At 65.6% G+C, this 17,268-nt stretch carries 18 protein-coding genes; 8 read left to right on the top strand and 10 right to left on the bottom strand.

Features of this window, described 5'->3' with window-relative positions; genetic code table 11:
- A partial coding sequence (locus tag ACS13N_RS19690; protein WP_438933295.1) for an FCD domain-containing protein occupies positions 1 to 280 on the top strand: 280 nt, incomplete at its 5' end.
- Positions 277 to 1,125, top strand: a complete 849-nt coding sequence (locus ACS13N_RS19685) for a fumarylacetoacetate hydrolase family protein (RefSeq protein WP_438933294.1) — start codon at positions 277 to 279, stop codon at positions 1,123 to 1,125. The genes ACS13N_RS19690 and ACS13N_RS19685, both read left to right, overlap by 4 nt.
- A 12-nt stretch (positions 1,126 to 1,137) precedes the next feature.
- Here the strand turns inward: ACS13N_RS19685 and ACS13N_RS19680 are convergent, their stop codons facing one another.
- Positions 1,138 to 2,337 (bottom strand): pyridoxal phosphate-dependent aminotransferase, encoded by a 1,200-nt coding sequence (locus ACS13N_RS19680; RefSeq protein WP_438933293.1) that lies wholly within the window; start codon positions 2,335 to 2,337, stop codon positions 1,138 to 1,140.
- An 89-nt stretch (positions 2,338 to 2,426) separates the two neighbouring features.
- Here ACS13N_RS19680 and ACS13N_RS19675 point away from each other — a divergent pair, with 89 nt between their 5' ends.
- From ACS13N_RS19675 to ACS13N_RS19660, 4 genes are all read left to right on the top strand, one after another.
- The gene (locus ACS13N_RS19675) at positions 2,427 to 3,326 is read left to right on the top strand and encodes a LysR family transcriptional regulator (protein ID WP_438933292.1); all 900 of its coding nucleotides are present in this window, start codon (positions 2,427 to 2,429) and stop codon (positions 3,324 to 3,326) included.
- 56 nt (positions 3,327 to 3,382) lie between these two features.
- Positions 3,383 to 4,267: a LysR family transcriptional regulator gene (locus ACS13N_RS19670; RefSeq protein ID WP_438933291.1), complete on the top strand. Its 885-nt coding sequence runs from the start codon at positions 3,383 to 3,385 to the stop codon at positions 4,265 to 4,267.
- 146 nt (positions 4,268 to 4,413) lie between these two features.
- The gene (locus tag ACS13N_RS19665) at positions 4,414 to 5,367 is read left to right on the top strand and encodes an AEC family transporter (RefSeq protein WP_438933290.1); all 954 of its coding nucleotides are present in this window, start codon (positions 4,414 to 4,416) and stop codon (positions 5,365 to 5,367) included.
- A 160-nt stretch (positions 5,368 to 5,527) separates the two neighbouring features.
- A complete protein-coding gene (locus tag ACS13N_RS19660) occupies positions 5,528 to 7,300 on the top strand; it encodes a hypothetical protein (protein ID WP_438933289.1) in 1,773 nt (590 codons plus the stop codon).
- 47 nt (positions 7,301 to 7,347) lie between these two features.
- On the opposite strand, the gene ACS13N_RS19655 is transcribed toward ACS13N_RS19660, so the two are convergent.
- Both ACS13N_RS19655 and ACS13N_RS19650 read right to left on the bottom strand, forming a co-directional pair.
- Positions 7,348 to 8,391: an alpha/beta fold hydrolase gene (locus ACS13N_RS19655; protein ID WP_438933288.1), complete on the bottom strand. Its 1,044-nt coding sequence runs from the start codon at positions 8,389 to 8,391 to the stop codon at positions 7,348 to 7,350.
- A gap of 34 nt (positions 8,392 to 8,425) precedes the next feature.
- Entirely contained in the window at positions 8,426 to 8,824 is a 399-nt protein-coding gene (locus ACS13N_RS19650; RefSeq protein WP_438933287.1) for a cupin domain-containing protein, read from the bottom strand.
- Between the two features lie 334 nt (positions 8,825 to 9,158).
- Here ACS13N_RS19650 and ACS13N_RS19645 point away from each other — a divergent pair, with 334 nt between their 5' ends.
- Together ACS13N_RS19645 and ACS13N_RS19640 are read left to right on the top strand one after the other, a co-directional pair.
- Positions 9,159 to 9,413, top strand: coding sequence for a hydroxyquinol 1,2-dioxygenase (locus ACS13N_RS19645; protein WP_438933286.1), 255 nt, complete (start codon positions 9,159 to 9,161; stop codon positions 9,411 to 9,413).
- A gap of 63 nt (positions 9,414 to 9,476) precedes the next feature.
- Complete coding sequence (locus tag ACS13N_RS19640) at positions 9,477 to 10,250, top strand: alpha/beta fold hydrolase (protein ID WP_438933285.1); 774 nt, start codon at positions 9,477 to 9,479, stop codon at positions 10,248 to 10,250.
- A gap of 37 nt (positions 10,251 to 10,287) precedes the next feature.
- Here the strand turns inward: ACS13N_RS19640 and ACS13N_RS19635 are convergent, their stop codons facing one another.
- The 7 genes from ACS13N_RS19635 to ACS13N_RS19605 are packed head-to-tail and all read right to left on the bottom strand — an operon-like array spanning position 10,288 to position 17,197.
- Entirely contained in the window at positions 10,288 to 11,379 is a 1,092-nt protein-coding gene (locus ACS13N_RS19635; RefSeq protein ID WP_438933284.1) for an acyl-CoA desaturase, read from the bottom strand.
- On the bottom strand, positions 11,363 to 12,493 hold the full coding sequence (locus tag ACS13N_RS19630; protein ID WP_438933283.1) for a sterol desaturase family protein: 1,131 nt from the start codon (positions 12,491 to 12,493) through the stop codon (positions 11,363 to 11,365). Before ACS13N_RS19630 ends, ACS13N_RS19635 begins: the two co-directional genes overlap by 17 nt.
- Complete coding sequence (locus ACS13N_RS19625; RefSeq protein WP_438933282.1) at positions 12,490 to 13,113, bottom strand: phosphatase PAP2 family protein; 624 nt, start codon at positions 13,111 to 13,113, stop codon at positions 12,490 to 12,492. Before ACS13N_RS19625 ends, ACS13N_RS19630 begins: the two co-directional genes overlap by 4 nt.
- The gene (locus ACS13N_RS19620; RefSeq protein ID WP_438933281.1) at positions 13,110 to 14,420 is read right to left on the bottom strand and encodes a F390 synthetase-related protein; all 1,311 of its coding nucleotides are present in this window, start codon (positions 14,418 to 14,420) and stop codon (positions 13,110 to 13,112) included. The genes ACS13N_RS19625 and ACS13N_RS19620 overlap by 4 nt, the downstream gene beginning before the upstream one ends.
- On the bottom strand, positions 14,417 to 15,223 hold the full coding sequence (locus tag ACS13N_RS19615; protein ID WP_438933280.1) for an MBL fold metallo-hydrolase: 807 nt from the start codon (positions 15,221 to 15,223) through the stop codon (positions 14,417 to 14,419). The genes ACS13N_RS19620 and ACS13N_RS19615 overlap by 4 nt, the downstream gene beginning before the upstream one ends.
- Positions 15,201 to 16,214 carry an NAD-dependent epimerase/dehydratase family protein gene (locus ACS13N_RS19610; protein ID WP_438933279.1) on the bottom strand — a complete coding sequence of 338 codons (1,014 nt, stop codon included), beginning with the start codon at positions 16,212 to 16,214 and terminating at the stop codon, positions 15,201 to 15,203. The genes ACS13N_RS19615 and ACS13N_RS19610 overlap by 23 nt, the downstream gene beginning before the upstream one ends.
- Positions 16,211 to 17,197 (bottom strand): 3-oxoacyl-[acyl-carrier-protein] synthase III C-terminal domain-containing protein, encoded by a 987-nt coding sequence (locus ACS13N_RS19605; RefSeq protein WP_438933278.1) that lies wholly within the window; start codon positions 17,195 to 17,197, stop codon positions 16,211 to 16,213. The genes ACS13N_RS19610 and ACS13N_RS19605 overlap by 4 nt, the downstream gene beginning before the upstream one ends.
- Between the last annotated feature and the right edge of the window lie 71 nt (positions 17,198 to 17,268).

Below are 17,268 nucleotides of genomic sequence, written 5' to 3'. Positions count from 1 at the left end.
CGACGGCGCGGCCAACCCTGTGTTGGCCAGCATCTACGCTGCGCTGATGAGCAAGGTCCACCGCGCGCGCGGTGCCGCCAATGCCGACATGCTGCGCTGGCAGGAGTCGCACGAAGAGCACGAGGCCATCATGGCCGCGCTGCGTGAGCCGGGCCGCCCGCGCTTGGCGCAGGTACTGCGCGAGCACTCCGAGAACACCGCCAAGGAAGTGCTGAGCGTGGTCGCGCGCAGCTTGTCCGAACCGGCCCGAACCAAAAACGAAGCCAAAGGAAACCGATGAAACTTGTACGTGTGGGCCAACCGGGGGCGGAGCGCCCCGGACTGATCGATGCGCAAGGGCGTGTGCGCGACCTGAGCAGTGTGCTGAGTGACGTGGGGCCGCAGCAATTGTCCGATGCTGCGTTGGCGCAACTGGCGCAAGTCGATATGGCGGCGCTGCCCCTGGTACAGGACGCGCGCTTTGGCGTGCCATGGCGCGGCATCGGCAAGATCATCGCCATCGGCCTGAACTATGCTGACCATGCCGCTGAAGCCGGCATGGCGCCGCCTGCAGAACCGATTGTCTTTCTTAAGGCCAACAGCGCGTTGAACGGCCCGAACGATGCCGTCATGCTGCCGCGCGGTTCGGAGAAGACTGACTGGGAAGTCGAGTTGGGTGTGGTGATCGGCAAGACGGCGCGCGATGTTTCACGCGAAGAGGCGCTGTCGCACGTGGCGGGCTATTGCGTGGTCAATGACGTTTCCGAGCGCGAATTCCAGCTTGAGCTGGGCGGCACCTGGGACAAGGGCAAGGGTTGCGACACCTTCTGTCCCGTTGGCCCTTGGCTGGTCACGCGCGATGAGGTGCCCGACCCGCAGGCGCTTGGCCTGTGGCTCGAGGTCAACGGCGAGCGCATGCAGAAGGGCAACACGGCGACCATGGTGTTTGGCGTGGCACACCTGGTGAGCTACGTCAGCCGCTTCATGACGCTGCACCCCGGCGACCTGATCTGCACAGGCACCCCCCCTGGCGTGGGTATGGGCTGCAAGCCGCCGCGCTTTCTCAAGGCCGGTGACACCATGCGCCTGGGTGTCGATGGCCTGGGCGAACAGATGCAGGCAGTGGTGGCCTACGCCAAAGGTTGACGAGCCGGTCGGCTACTGCAGTGCTCCCAGCGCCGCTGCCATCCGATCGGCCGCCAGCGCAAGCTGCGCATCCGACATTGCATACGACAGCCGCAGGAAGCCCGTCATGCCAAAGCCCGACCCCGGTACCACGGCCACGCCCTGCTCCAGCAGATAGGCTGCCAGCGCGACATCGTCATTCACCTTGCTGCCGTTGGGCGTGGTACTGCCAATGAAGGTGCGCACATCCGGAAACAGGTAGAAGGCACCCTCCGGCTTGGGCGTATGCAGCCCATCGATCGCGTCAAAGCGCTGCAGGAGGAAATCCCGCCGCGCCTGGAAGATGCCGCAGCGGCGCACGATCTCATCCTGTGGCCCGTCCAGCGCCGCCACCGCCGCCGCCTGCGACACCGACGAGGTATGCGAGTTGATCTGCATCTGGATCTTGGTCATGGCCTCGATCAGGGTGCGCGGCCCGCTGGCGTAGCCCACGCGCCAGCCCGTCATCGAGTAGGCCTTGGACACGCCGTTCACCGTCAGGATGCGTGGTGCCAGATCCGGCGCAACGGCTGCCAGCGTGGTGGCTTCGCGCCCGTCGTAGAGGATGTGCTCGTAAATGTCATCCACGAGAATGAAGAACCGCTGGTTGGCGCTCTTGCGCAGGATCTCGGCAAAGCGCAGCAATTGGTCGGCCGTGTATGCCGTGCCGCTTGGGTTGCTGGGCGAGTTCAGCACCAGCCACTTCGTGCGCAGCGTGATCGCCGCTTCCAGGGTCTCGGGCTGCAGCGCGTAGCCGGTCCCGGGTGACGTGAGCAGCGGCCGCAGCGTGCCGCCGTTCATCGAGACGATGTCGGCATACGACGCCCAGTACGGCGCGGGAATCAGGACGTCATCCCCCGGGTTCAACGTTGCCAGGAACGCCTGATAGATGACCTGCTTGCCGCCGCAGCCCACGCTGATGTCGGCCGGCGTATAGACCAGGCCGCTGTCACGCAGCAGCTTGCGCACGATGGCCTCACGCAATTGCACCGTGCCGTTGATGGGGGTATAGCGGGTCTGTCCCTCGGCTATCGCGCGCACGGCGGCCTCGCCAATGTGCTCGGGCGTGGGAAAGTCGGGCTCGCCCAGCGTCATGTCGACGACGCTATGGCCGGCTTGCTGCGCCTGACGCGTACGTTCCGCCATGACCTGGATGGGGGAGGGGCGAAGGGTGGAGACGGTCTTGGAGAACATGCGGGAGGCCTTTCGATCTGCGTGATCCATGGGAATGCGCGCTAATCTAGAATTCATGTTGTTCAATCTCAATTGAGTTTTACTTCAACATGAAGAACGCCCTTGCGCCGCACCCTCCGACGCTTCGTCAGCTGGAACTGCTGCTGTCACTGGCCGGTGCAGAAGGCATTGCCAATGCCGGCGCCCGGATCGGCATGACACCGTCCGCAACAAGCCATGCATTGCGCGCCCTGGAAACCGCGCTGGGCACGGCGCTGGTGGATCGTAATGCGCAAACGGTGGAGTTGACGCACGCAGGGCAGCAGATTCTTCCGCATGTGCGGGATCTCTTTGCCGCGCTGAACCTGATTCAGGCCACGGCCAGCGCCAGTGCCGGCCTGCAGAGCGGTGTGCTGCGGATCGGATCGTTTGGTGCCAGTTCATCGCTGCGGCTGCTGCCACCGCTGCTGGAGCGTTTTCAGGATCGCCATCCGGGCATTGAGGTGTACGTCACGGAAAAGCCCGATGCGGAGATCGAGCAAGCGCTGGTTGAGCGTCGTATCGAGCTTGCCGTTGTCACCTTGCCCAAGCCGCAGTTCGACACACTGCCGCTGGCCGTGGACGAGCTTGTTGCCGTCGTGCCGGCACAGCATCCGCTGGCGCAGGCCGATTCCGTCGACCTGCGCGCGCTGGCGCGGCATCCGCTGATCCTCACCCATGCCGGCTCGCAAGACTTGGTGGCGCGCATGTTTGCGCGGGCCAACGTGCAGCCCAAAGTCACGCATGAACTGTCGCAGTTGCTGTCGATTCTGGAGTTCGTGGCACGCGGGCAGGGTGTGTCGATCCTCGCGTCGCTGGCGTTGCCCGAGCGGCACGAGGGCGTGGTGGTGCGCAAGATCACGCCGCGCACGTCGCGCCGCGTGGGGCTGGCCTGCCTGAACCAGCGCAGGCTATCGCCGGCTGCTGCGGCGTTGTGGCGGCAAGCCCTGGCCATCAAGCTGCGCCGATAACGTTGGCGCGTGCACGCCATGCGCTATCCTCATCCGATCGAACCTCGCTCCCGATCATGTCTCTACGCGCATTGAGAACGCTCGTCACCATTGCCCGCCACCGGACGTTTGCCCGCGCTGGCGAAGCCATTGGGTTGACACAATCGGCCGTCAGCCTGCAGGTCAAATCGTTGGAAGAGGAGTTCAACGTCCGCCTGTTCGATCGCTCGCGCCGCGAACCTTCGCTGACGGAAGCGGGGCGCATTGTGCTTGCGCAGGCCGAGCAGATCCTGGCACTGTATGACCGCATTCCCGATGCACTGAGTGACGAAAAATCGCTGGTCGGCCGGTTGCGTATCGGCGCGATCCAGACCGCGATGTCCGGGCCGATGCCCAATGCGTTGCTGACCCTGCGGTGCGATCACCCCGGGCTGCGTGTGCACGTGGCGGCCGGCATGTCGGCCGAGCTTGCGCAACGTGTGGCGGACGGCGAGCTGGATGCCGCCATCACCTCGCAGCCCGTGCGGCCGCATCCGGCAGAGCTGGTGTGGTCAACGCTCTATGAAGACCGCTTCTGGCTGCTGGCACCACCGCAGTATGCGAAGTACGACGCGCGTGCGCTGCTGACGGAGCTGCCGTTCATCCGCTTTGATGCGCAGGCCTGGGCCGGTCGCATGATCGCCGCGGAATTGCGCCGTCTGGGCGTGCGGGTGCGTGAAGAGATGGTGCTCGACAGCAAGGACACCATCGTGCGTATGGTGGCGAGTGGCCTGGGCGCGGCCGTGGTAGCACTGTCCGACTCGGTGCTGACGCAACTGCCGCCCATTACGCGACTGCCCTTTGGCCAGCCACAGACGCGCCGCGCAGTCGTTCTGCTTGAACATCAGTCGCGCCCGGCACAGCGCTTCACGCAGGCATTGGCCGATGCCGTGGTCGAATCTGCCATGAGTATTTCTCGTTGATCATACGATCAATCACAATCATTGCTGCTATCACGGCGTGATAGCTTGGCGGTGTTCCTGTTTCGATCGAGCATTGCCATGTTGCCCCGCCTCTTTCCCCTGGTCTTTTCCACACCAGGCATGCATCGCCGCGCAGGAGTACGGCGATGACCGCCGCGATTCTGCTGGCGCTGGCACCCGTCGCCCTTCTGGTCGCGCTCGGTTATGGGCTCAAGCACACCGGCTTCATTGCCGATGCGTTCTGGCCGCAGGCAGAGCGGCTTTGCTATTACATTCTGCTGCCCGCGCTGTTCACACACGGATTGGCAAGTGCGCACCTGCAGGCGTTGCCTGTGCTGCCGCTGGCCGGCACGCTGATCGTTGCAACGGTGGTGGTGGCGCTGGCGTTGGTGCTGACACGGCCCTGGATGCGTGTGGACGGCGCGGCCTTCACATCGGTATTCCAAGGCGGGGTGCGCTTCAACAACTACGTGGGCGTGTCACTGGCGGCGGGGCTCTTCGGCGCGAAGGGTATCGCGCTGGCCGCCGTGTGCAATGCGGCCATTGTGCCGACGGTCAATCTGCTGTGTGTGCTGGTATTCGCGCGTTTCGGTTCGGTGCGGCTGAGCGGCAAGGCGCTCGTGCGCCAGATCGTGACGAACCCGCTGGTGGTGGCGTGTGTGCTGGGCATTGGCATGCAGATCGCCGGCCTGCAGGTTCCAGGTTTGATCGAGCCTGCGGTGCGTTCGCTCGGTGCGGCGTCGATGCCGCTCGGCCTGCTGTGTGTGGGTGCGGCGCTGAACTTTAGCGGCGTGCGCTCGTGGGTGCAGCCGGTGGCCGTGTCGTCGCTCGTCAAGTTTTTGGCCATGCCGGTGCTGACACTGATGATGGGCCATGCCATCGGGCTGACCGATGTTGCGCTGATGGTCGCGCTGCTGTTTCAGGCACTGCCGACGGCGTCGTCGTCTTACATCATGGCGCGCCAGCTCGGCGGCGATGCGCCGCTCATGGCGGGCATTACCGCAGCGCAGACAGTGCTGGCCGCCGCCGCCATACCGGCGGTGATGACGCTGCTGGTGGTGACGCGCGGGTTGCCGCAGGGGTTGGTCTCGGCCTTGTGAGCGGCCACGGTTGGCGGTGGGTGGCGGTGTGCACACACCGTCACCGTTGTTACGTTTTTGTCACGCGGGACGGGCGGTCGCGTGCTATTGGTTGTCGTGGCAACACCAACGCTGGCGCAGACGACGCCGGCTACGACAACCAAGCCCCCACGAGCTCAACATGACCCCTCTCACAGCCAACACCTGCCGTCTTGCGGCATCCGTTGCCTTGCTTTCCACCCTTGCCGCTTGCGGCGGGGGTGGTGGCGACGGAACCGCCAACGCCGCCTCCACCAGCCTGAGTGGAACTGCCAGCCCCAGCCCTGGCGTCAGCCCCGGAACAACCGCCAACGCTACGCCGCCTTATGGCGTGCAAGCCTGCGCCACCCCCAACGCCTGGGGCAGCAGCACGGCCCATAGCGCGTGGGTGTATCCGTCCAACAACTTGCTCGCTTACAAGACGCTCAACGCCAACGGCGACACGGTCATGGATTACTCGTCCGCCGGCTACATGGGCGGTGGCGTGACACTGCCCGCGCCTGCGGCCGCCGTCACCGTCAACCCGCTTGGTGGCGGGCAGGACGACACGCAGAACATCCAGAACGCGATCAACCAGGTGGCCGCCTTGCCGGTTGGCAGCAATGGGTTGCGCGGCGTGGTGTTGCTGGCGCCGGGCGCCTTCTCGGTGGGGAGCACGCTGACGATCTCGGCGTCGGGCGTGGTCTTGCGCGGTAGCGGGTCCGGTACCAACGGTACCGTCGTCAACGACACGAGTCCGCTGCAGAACGGCACGTCACCAGCCGTGCCGACGCCCGGAACGGCCACCGGGCAGACGCTGCTGCAGGTGGGCGGCGCGGGCGGCAACACCAACATGTCGACCACGGCCAGCGTGACCGACACCTACGTCCCCGCGGGCGCGCTGTCCTTCACGCTCGACAATGCCAGCGGTTTTCATGTGGGCGATGCGGTGCTGATCCAGCGCCCCGTCACGCAGGCCTGGGTGAACTTCATGCAGATGGCCAACATGGGGCCGGGCAAGAACTGGATCTCGGTCGGCTCCACGCTTAACACACCGCGCAAGATCACGGCCATCACCGGCAACAAGATCACGCTGGATGTGCCGGTGACCGATTCGTTTGATGCAACCTACCTGAACCCGCCTGGCACGAAAGTGAGCCTCTACACGCTGGGCGGCCAGATCCAGCAGGTTGGCATTGAGCATCTGCGTCTTGTCGGCGTGCCGCGCACCAGCTACACGAACAACAACATGCTGGCGATGGACAACACGTCCGATGCCTGGGTGCGCGACGTGGTGGGCGACAACTTCACCTCGGGCCTGATTCTCGGCAGCAAAGCCTCGCGCCTCACCGTTACGCAGGTCGCCCTCACGCACGAGAACAACGGTGCCGATGTGCCGTGTACCGGTGCGAAGTTTGCGGAGATCTCCGTTGGCGGCTCGCAGGTGCTGGTGGACCGCACGTCTTCAACCGGCGCAGCCGCGTCGTTCTACTACGCCACCGCAGCGCGCGTGCCGGGCCCCAACGTACTGCTCAACTTCAAGGGCACGCCCGACGGTGTGTGCGGCTCCAGCTCGATCCAGCCGCATCAGCGCTGGGCCACGGGCTTGCTGATTGACGGCGCCACGCTCGCGGCCAACCCAGTCAGCGGCAACAGCTACTCGATCGACTTGTCGAACCGCGGCACGGCGGGCTCTGGCCAGGGCTGGGCAATCGGCTGGGGCGTGGTGTGGAACTCGACCGGCACCTTCAACATCCAGGCGCCGCCGGGTTCGATGAACTGGTTGATCGGCAGCACCGGTACCACGATGCCGCAGACCACGGAAACACCGGGCGATGTCGATTCGCCCAACGTGCCTGTCGCACCGAAGAGCCTCTATCTTGCGCAGCTCTGCCAACGTAACGGGCCAACGGCATTGAGCAACATCGGCTACTGATCGCGTAGTTGCATCGGAGGGATGAGGCGTTGCCTCATCTCTCACCCTCAAAGCCGCACCACATCCAGCATCGCCTGCACAAATGCCTTCGGTGCTTCCTGCGGCAGGTTGTGCCCAATGCCACCGCCGATGTTCCGGTGCTGGTACTTGCCCGTGAACTTCTTCGCATAGGCCGATGGCTCTGGATGCGGTGCGCCGTTGGCGTCGCCCTCCATGGTGACGGTGGGCACCGTAATGGCGGGCGCGTCGGCCAGGCGTTTTTCCAATGCATCGAACTGCGATTCGCCCTCGGCCAGCCCCAGGCGCCACCGGTAGTTGTGGATGACGACGGCCACGTGGTCCGGGTTGTCAAACGCGGCGGCGCTGCGGTCGTAGGTGGCGTCGTCAAACTTCCACGTGGGCGAGGCGAGCTTCCAGATCAGGCGGTTGAAGTCTTTGCAGTTGGCGGCATAGCCCTGCGCACCGCGCTCCGTCGTGAAGTAGAACTGGTACCACCACGCAAACTCTGCCGCCGGTGGCAGCGGCTTGCGGTTCGCCTCCTGGCTGCCGATCAGGTAGCCGCTCACTGAAACCAGCGTCTTGCAGCGCTCCGGCCACAGCGCCGCGATGATGTCTGCCGTGCGTGCCCCCCAGTCGTAGCCGCCAAAGTGGGCCTGCTTGATCTTGAGCGCATCCATGAACGCGATGATGTCGACTGCCAGCGCCGCCTGCTGCCCGTTGCGTGGCACGTCTGCCGAGCGGATGCGCGTCGTGCCATAGCCGCGCAGGTACGGCACGAGCACGCGATAGCCGGCTGCTGCCAATGCTGGCGCCACCTCCGCATAGCTGTAGATGTCATAGGGCCAGCCGTGCAGCAGGATCACGGCGGGGCCGTCCTTGGGGCCAAGGTCCGCATAGCCGATGTTGAGCACGCCTGCATCAATCTGCTGCAGGGTACCAAAGGGGTTGGCCTGACTCGCCAACGATGCACTCGATGTGGAAGGCGCGGGCTGCGCATGCACAAGCTCGGTCAGCCCGAGATCAAGCACGCCAATGCTGGCAATGGTGGTGCCGAGAAGGCGGCGGCGACGGAGGTTGATGGGGTTCGACATTGGGGACGCTCTTCAGATGGTCAGGTGAATACGGTTACTGGACGCGTTGGACGAGCGGCTCGCCTTTTCTGACCACATAGGTCGCTAGCTCCGATGCCTTGCCGCTGCCGACGTTTCTTGCCGAGTGCGCGACACCGGCCGGAATGAACAGCGATTCACCGGCCTGTAGCGTCACGGGCGCCTTGCCGTCCAGCCGGTACTCAAGCGCCCCGTTCAACACGTGGGCGATCTCTTCGCCCGGATGTGCGTGGTTGGGGGCAAACGCCTTCTCATCAAAATCGACCCGCACCTGCAGGGTCTCGTAGCCATGCGCACTGAGGTCTTGGTGAACGAGGTCGGTGCGTTGCACGCCGTCTGACTGGGCCAATGCGCTGTGGGAAGCAAGGGTGCCGCTGAGCACGAGCAGGGCGGCGGCGATTCGAATCTGTTGCATGGGAGCTCCTGAATTCAAGGGTGGATGACGAGGGAGGGTCCAGGAGTGGTCCGGCCGGCCTCGTTCCCTGCATTAGGCGATCGCGGTGTATCCCGCATGTTTCACGGTTCTGCCGATTTGTATCGCTGTGTAGCAATGGGCTTCGGCGACGGGGGTTTTGTATGCGCATGTATCCGGCCAAGGCGACGGTACACGGTCAGACAAAACGGGCTGCTTGCTGCTACGTGCGGGATACGTCGGCCCGCTTAAATGCATTCCGTGGCCCGACGCTGAACCGGTACGAAGCAACGCCGGGCCGCGCAATCCCTAACCCATCCTTCTGAGGAAAACGATCATGACCCGCAATCTCGCCATGTCTTTCGCTGCTGTTGCCCTCGCCGTTGCCGCCGCCGGTGCACACGCTGCCACTTCGTTTGGCGGTGCACGCGACCCATACACCGAAGGTGCCCGTTCAGTTCAAGAAGCACGCGACGTGTACACCGAAGGCGCCCGCGCGACCGACATCTACACGGACGGTGCCCGCTCGGTCGATGCCTATACCGACGGCGCTCGCAGTGCCGACCCGTACCACGACGGCGCCCACGCCTGACGCAGCGCGTGCCCCGCAACCACCCCATCCACTGAATATCCGCTCAAAGACTCAGGAATCGACATGTTGAAACGCAACGCTGTCTCCTTCGCATTGCTCGCACTGGGCATGGCCGCCAGTGCGCCCCTCCTGGCTGCAGACGCAGACCAGCCTTCCGTGGTGATCGTGCACGGCGCCTTTGCCGATGGCTCGGATTGGGCCAAGGTCATTCCGCTGCTGCAGGCCAAGGGCCTGAAAGTCCAGGCTGTGCAAAACGGGCTGAACTCGCTGGCTGACGACGTGGCCGCCACGCGCCGCGCCATCGGTAACCAGACCGGCAAGGTCGTGCTGGTGGGGCACTCGTGGGGCGGCACGGTCATCACCGAGGCCGGCGCGGACAGCAAGGTGGCCGGGCTGGTCTATGTGGCGGCCTTTGCACCGGATGCCGGGCAGTCGACGGAAGAGGTCGGCAAGGACTATGCACCGGCGCCCGGCATCGGCAAGCTGGTAGCGGATGCCAACGGCTATCTATCGCTACCTGCCGCGGCGCTAGCGAGCGACTTTGCGCAGGATGTGCCGGCCGCGCAGGCCCGCGTGATGGCGGCCACGCAAGGACACATCAAAGCATCGGCATTTGGTGAGCGGACCACGGTGGCCGCATGGCAGAGCAAGCCCTCGTGGTTTATCGTCAGCGAGCACGACCGGATGATCCAGCCGGACTTGGAGCGTGCCATGGCCAGGAAGATTGGCGCCAAGGTGACGAGCTTGCCGACCAGCCACGTGCCGCAGCAGTCGCGGCCGCAGGATGTGGCGAAGGTCATCCTCGATGCCGTGCATGCGGTCGAGGTGCGTCACTGAGGTGCGCGTGTGGTGCGAAGCGGTGACGGCCAGCGCGTCAGCTTGGCCGCTCACCCATCGCACGCAGAAAGGTCTGCTGTGCGGCCAGGAGTTCTGGATAGGTGAGCGTGCGGTAGTCGAGGGCATGCGTGCGCGCCACCTCCGCCACGCGTGCAGCCAGCGCCGGATAGTGGCGGTGGCTGTACGTCGGAAACAGGTGGTGCGTGAGGTGCCAGTTCAGGCCGCCCAGCCAGTAGCCGACCCATGCCGGTTGCGGCCGCCAATCGCATGCGGTGTGGAAGGCATGTTCATGCCACGTGTGCGGCAACTGACCGGACTCGGGCGGCAGATAGAACGTTACGTCGGCCCAGTGCGTGCCCAGGATCAATGCCACCAGCACGCACGATGCCAACATCTGCCCGACAAAGTAGCCGAACGCCACCCAGCCCCAGCCAAGGCCAAGCCGATGCGCCACCCAGGCCGGCAAGGCCACGGCCACCAGCAGATGCAGCGCCTTGGCGCACAGAAAGGTTGCCCAGCCACGCAGGCCCGGCAGCACGCGGTCTGCTTTGAGTGCGGTGAGCCCGAGTCGGTCCGACCAGTCGTAGATCCAGTTGATGTACGGCAGCGACAGCGCAGCGATCAGCGGCCAGTAGCGATGCTGATATCGAAACTGCGGATACCACGGCTGAAACGGCGTCTGCCGCAGGAAGCGGTTGGCGGCGGTGTCGAGGTCGTAGTGCTCGATGTTGGCGTGCGCGTGGTGATAGTGCACGTGGCGCACCGTCCAGTATGCGGGCTCAATGCCGAGCGGGATGGCGGTGAGCCGGATCATGGCGCTGTCCAGCCATGCCCACGGCGACAGCGCCCGGTGCGCGCCGTCGTGCAGCACGTTCATGGCCAGCATCATCGCGAAGAACGGAAATGCGAGATACGCCAGCACGAAGACCACCGGGCGCGTGGCTGTGACCATGGCGGCATAGAGCAACGCCGCGCAGGTCGCGAGGAACAGGCCCTTGACGATCAGACCGAGGTCCGCAAAGCGGTGGTCGTCGTTTGTCTGCAGGTGATCGTGCGCGGCCCGGCGCAGGTCATCCGCCAGCGTGAATGAACGCGGCGAAGCGTAGCGGAGCTTACTGAGATTCGCCATGAGGTGAAGGTTGCAACGGTGTGCTTGTACGCAGCGCATGCCATAAGCTACAGGCGAGACCATGCACGCCAAGCGCGATGGCCAGACCATTGGAGAGCGCATCCCCCGCGCCGCACACGCCGATCATGAGCGCAGGCAACGCCAGTGCCAGCAATGCCCACAGCCAGCGGCCCCATGCGCGCCCGTCCGACAGACCACCCAGGGCGACCGTCAGCAGCAGGATGAGTGCGAACCACATGGCCTGCCAATGCCCAGGCCAGAAGCCGTCAGTGCGCACATAGTCGATCACCACGCCAAAGAGCAGCACGCCACCGGTGGCAATCCAGCCGGCCGGTGTCACGCGCGTGTCGCGCTGCAGATGCGGCGCACGCAGGCCGAGCCAGTGCAGTGCCGGCACGATGTTGGCCCAGAACGGGTTGTCGCTGTGCGTTGGCTTGTGTACGCCATAGCGGATCGGCACATCGGGCAGGGCGCGCTGGTAGGTGCCGAACAGCTTGTCCCACAGCAGCAGCGTGCCGCCGAAGTTGCGGTCGATGTATTCCGGGTTGCAGCCGTGGTGCACGCGGTGGTTGGCCGGCGTGACCATGAACTTGTCGAGCACGCCCGAGCTGCCCACCAGCCCGCAGTGGTTGTAGAACTGCACGGAGTAATGCAGGCCCGACACCGCCACAAACATCTCGGGTGTGACGCCCAGCAGCGCCAGCGGTACGAAGAACGGCAACGACGTCAGCGACGACAGCCACGCATTGCGCACGCCCAGCGACAGGTTGAAGTGCTCGCCCTCGTGATGCACCGCGTGGATGGTCCACAGGAAGCCGAACCGATGGTGCATGCGGTGCAGCCAGTAGAAGCCCAGGTCCCACGCCACGAAGGCGAAGGCCCAGCCGATGACCGGGTGCCAGCCATCGACCCAATGCAGGCTGGCGTTGGCGTACAGCCAGGTGAAGCCGGCTACCTCCAGGCCGCGGCACAACCACATCAGCACGTGGCCGGAGTTTAGGTTGAGGATCACGTCACGCCACGGTAGTGGCTGGCCGCGCCACCACTTGAGCGCAGCCAGCTCCAGCAGCACGCAGCCGAGCATCAGGGCCAGCGGCAGGGCAAATGCATTCATGTCGATACGGGTTCAATCGAGAGGGTTGGAGCGCGCCGCACCAGCCAATGGCGTACGGCTACACCGCACAGCACGCCCACCGCCACGCCGGCAGACAGATCGAGCGCAACGTGCCGGCGCGTCTGGATGGTTGCGTACAGCACACCAAGCCCCCACGCCGTCGCCAGCAGCGTGCGGACTGGCTTGCGTGCATCGGCCAGCGCCCAGACGGAGAGCACCGTGAGCGCACCATGCAGGGATGGCAGGCAGTTCTGGCTCGAATCCATGGTCATCAGCATGCGCTGCACGCTGGCCGGCAGAGATCCGTCTGCCAGCGGCGGGTAGTGCAGCGTGGTCGGCCAGAGCAGGAAGACTGCGCCGCTCACCAGGGCACTCATCTGCATGGCACGTTCCAGCCAGCGCAGCCGTTGCATGTCGGCCAGCAGATACGCCAGCGGAATCAGTGCAAAGAACGACAGGTACAACCAGATGCCCGACGTGCTGAACGGGATGGCACGGTCCAGCGCCGTTTCGGGCACCACGGTGCCTGCCCCTTGCAGCACACCGCACGTGCCGTAGACGAGGCCGACCGAGCACCAGCCCAATGCCATATGACGCAGGCGCGTAGCGAGCGGGCTCATTGGGTGGCTCCCGACGCTGCAAGCCGGACGATGCGACGCCGCTTGGTGGTGAAGTCGATCGCAATGTCTTGCGGTGCGGGGTGCCATGTCACGCGTGTCATATCGACACCCTGGCAGGCAAGGACGTCCGCCAGATGCGCCTGGCAGGCGCGGGCGATGTCGGCATCGGCGAGGTGGACGGAGAGCGCCAGCGTTTGCGCATCGGTCTGCACGAGGCGGTAGTCGGCCTGCAGCGGTAGCGCTTGCGCCAGGGCGCGCGAGCACACATCGGCAAACACCGTAACGGTGCCGCCGCCGTGTGCGGGCAGGACGAGCGTGTCGTCGCAGCGGCCTTCGATGCGCTCAATGGCCATCGCGGGGTTGCCACACGGGCAGGGCGGCAGTGCAGGGTCGCGGCGGATGAGGATGTCGTCGAGCCGGTAGCGCACGATGGGCTGCGTGCTACGCGTGAAATCGGTGACGATGGGCGCAAAGCGACGGTCGTCCAGCCACTGCGGCTCAATGTGCACGTGTGCCTCGTTCAGGTGCAGCGTGCCGTGCAAGCAGGTGGCGCCCAGGAAACCCTCGGTGGCCTGGTAGACCTCACCGACGTTGCCAAACGCCTGCGCCAGCAGCGCGCGGTCCATCGGTTCCAGCACCTCGGCGCCGGACAACACTTGCACCGGCGCGATGTGGAGCCGGCCGGCCAGCTTCTCCAGTGCCAGGGCGCGCAGCACCTGCGCTGGCCCCACGACGATGGTGGGCCGCAATGCCTCCAGCGGCGCGCGGTGCGACTCGAACGGTGCGAACAGATCGAAGAACGCAAACGTCAGCCACGGGTTGCGTACCGCCGTGTACAGATTGTTGTTGGCACGCAGGAACAGGGCGACACGTTCACCGTGCAGCAGCCCGCGCGGCAGCAGCTTGCCCAGCAGTATGCCGGCCCACTGGGCCCGTTCCCTAGGGCTGACGACAAACACGCCGCGCCCGCCCGACGTGCCGGAAGACAGGCCCACCGAATACGGCCCGACCATCGGCCGGAAGTCGCGCGACTGCTCGGCCTGGCGCGCGCAGGCCAGCACGTCGTCCAGGCGCAGGCCGGCGGTGTTCATGTCGTCGAAGTTGGCCATCATCGTGGCCTTGTCCATCAACGGCCACTCGCGCATCGGCTTCGATGCGAAGGCGCGGAAGTACGGGCTGCGTGTGAGCACACGCTGCGTGAAGCGCGCAATCTGGTGCTGCTGGTGCGCCTCCAGCGCGGCACGGTTGGCTGGCCGCAACCGGAGCGTCTGCCAGTACGACCACAACAGGCGATGAAGTACCGTCACAGCGCACCCTCGTGCGTGAGCAGGATGCGTACGTGGCCGCCTGCGTCCAGCGCGTGCAGTTTGTGCAGCGTATCGAAGTAGGCGTGGCGGTCTTCCATGATCGAATAGGCCAGCACTGACGGCCCGCGCAGTTCGCGATAGCTCAGCGGAGACCACGCCGCATCGGCCGCCAGCAGTACCCAGCCATCGTGTGTGCGGACGAAGGCGCCGATGTGTCCGGCAGCATGGCCGGGCAGCGGTACGAGCAGCACGTCGCCGTTGCTGTCGGGCACCGCCCATGCCGATGTGAACGGTGCCAATTCGGGCGGCAGCGCGACTTGCTCGAACTGCTCGACAAAGCGCGTGCGTGTTTCGAAATCTTCGGGAATCAGCCCCGGCACGAAGGCACGCCGCAATGCGGAGACACCACGCAGCGCGCGCAAGTGCATCCAGCCCTCGCCCGAGCAGATGACGGGTACCCCGGGAAAGTCGCGCAAACCAGCCACGTGATCACCGTGGAAGTGCGAGACGATCAGCCCGTCCAGATCGGCTGGCCGCAGCCCCTGCTGCGCAAGCTGCGCCGCCATCGACTCGGAGGTATCGAAGTACACCGGCGTGACCTTGCGGTAGATTGCAAACAGGCCGCTGCGCGTGTGGTCGTGAAAGTGCGAGGCGTAGCCCGTGTCCCACAGCCAACGGCGGCCAGCGACTTCGATCAGCCACGCACGTGCCGGAAACGCACACGTGCGCAGGCCTGCGCCGCGCAGCGCCACGCAGGCCGTGTGCGTGCAGTAGCCGGCTTCAAAGACGGTCAACGTTGCCATGTTCGCGTAACCAGTGGGCTGTGCGGCAGATGCCTTCCGCCATGTCGATGGGCGGCGCGTAGCCGAGTTCGGCGCGCGCACGGTCATTGGCGAGCGTCATGTCGTAGTGCAGGGCGGCGGCGCTGTAGCGCGTGAGCAGCGGCTCGCGGTGCGAGAAGTTGCCGGCCGATTCCATGAGGCGTGCCGCCAGCGCCATGGCCGGATACGGCACAGCGCGAATGCGGTAGCGCAAGCCAAGCTGCTGCCCCAGCAACTGGTCCAGCAGATCGCGCAGCGTGGCAGGCGCGTGGTTGGTGATGTTGTACGCGGCGCCACTGGGCACGTCGGCCGTGGTGGCGCATTGCATGGCGTGCACCACGTTCTCCAGGTAAGTCAGGTCCATGCGCGCGGCGCCACCGCGCGGCAGGGGCAGCGTGCCGCCACGCAGCTTCAGCAGATGCAGGATGCGCGGCAGCACCACGCGGTCGTGCGGGCCGAACAGCCCGCGCGGGCGCAGGATGACGAAGCGCGTGGTGTCTTGCGCGGCTGCCTGTTGCTGAATCGCGTCTTCCGCCAGCATCTTGGTCGCTGCATAGTGGTTGGCGAAGCGGGCGGGGCGATAGGTCTCAGGCAGGTTCGCGTGGTGCTGGTAGTCGAAGTAGATCGACGGCGTGGAGATATGTACGAAGCGCCGTACGCCGCGCTTGACCGCGCCTTCGGCCAGAGCAGCCGTTGCGCATACGTTGGCCGCGTAGAAATCGTCATACGCGCCCCACGGCGACGACAGCGCCGCGCAATGCCAGACCGTGTCGACACCTTCCAGCAGCGCATCCAGCGTGGCGGGCGTAAGACGGGCGAGATCGGCCGGCACGTAGTCGGCACCGCGCGCAAGAAAGGTTTCTCGCTGCGCGGCATCGCGCCCGGTGGCACGCACGCGCGCACCCTGTGCCAGCAACGCGTCGACGGCGTTGCGGCCGAGCCCACCCGTGGCACCGGTCACCAGTGTCGTCATGTGGTCAACACCATGCCGCCGAGTGTCAGGCCTGCCGCGGTGCCCACCAGCAACACCGGGCGCCCCGGTTCAATGCGCCCGCGCGTGACGGCTTCATGCAACGCGGTGGGAATCGATGCGGCTACCTGGTTGCCGTGCTGCGCATAGATGTCGACCACGCTGGTCTCGGGCACGCCCAGCCGCTTGCGCAAATGCTGCATGCCGAGGTGGCTGGCCTGGTGCGGCACGACCACGTGCATGTCGCGCAGTGTGTAGCTGCACCCCGCGAACAGGCGATCGAGAAAGCCATCCATCAACTGCGAGGCCAGCTTGAACACGCGTTTGCCATCCATGTGGAACAGGTAGTCCGACGGCTGCGCGCCCGTGCGCGGGTTGCGGCGCGTGCCACCGGCGGGGATTTCGCAGAAGGTCTTGCCGGCCGGGTAGGTCTCCATGCGATAGGCATGGATGCCGGCGCCGGACGCGGCTGGTGCGGCCTCGACAATCACGGCGGCCGCGCCATCGCCAAAGATCAGCGCGGTTTCCGCATCGCTCCAGTTGATACCGCGCGAGGCAAGGTCTGACGCCACCACGGCAATGCGCCGGTAGGCGCCCGTCGTCAGCAGATTGGCTGCCACGTGCAACGCGGTGACAAAGCTCAGACAACTGGCGTTGACGTCAAACGCGGGCGTGCCGGCGGGCAGCCCCGCGGGCTGCAGGATGCGCGTGGCCGTGTTGGGCAGCGCCTGCTCCTGCACGCCCGAGGCGGAGATCAGCAAGTCGATGGAAGCGGCGGGCACATTGGCGCGGCGCAGGGCATCGCGCACGGCGGCGCCGGCAAGTTCTGACTGGTGCTCGGCAAGCGTAGCGTGGTGTCGTACGTCAATGCCGGATTTCTTGCGCACGTAGCCGGCCGTGTGGCCCAGGCGGGTGTCCAGCTCTGCGGACGTGACCCGTTGCTCCGGCAGCGCCTTGCCGGTGGAAAGCAGATGAATCGGCAGCATAGATGCAGGCGCGCGGGTGCGCACCCTGTTCCCTCTTCCGGCTGCGGTGCACGATACGTGGTACGCAAGCC

Origin of the sequence: Ralstonia sp. 24A2 (assembly GCF_051783885.1) — a bacterium.
Lineage (GTDB): Bacteria > Pseudomonadota > Gammaproteobacteria > Burkholderiales > Burkholderiaceae > Ralstonia.
This window is presented reverse-complemented; position numbering and strand designations above follow the sequence as displayed.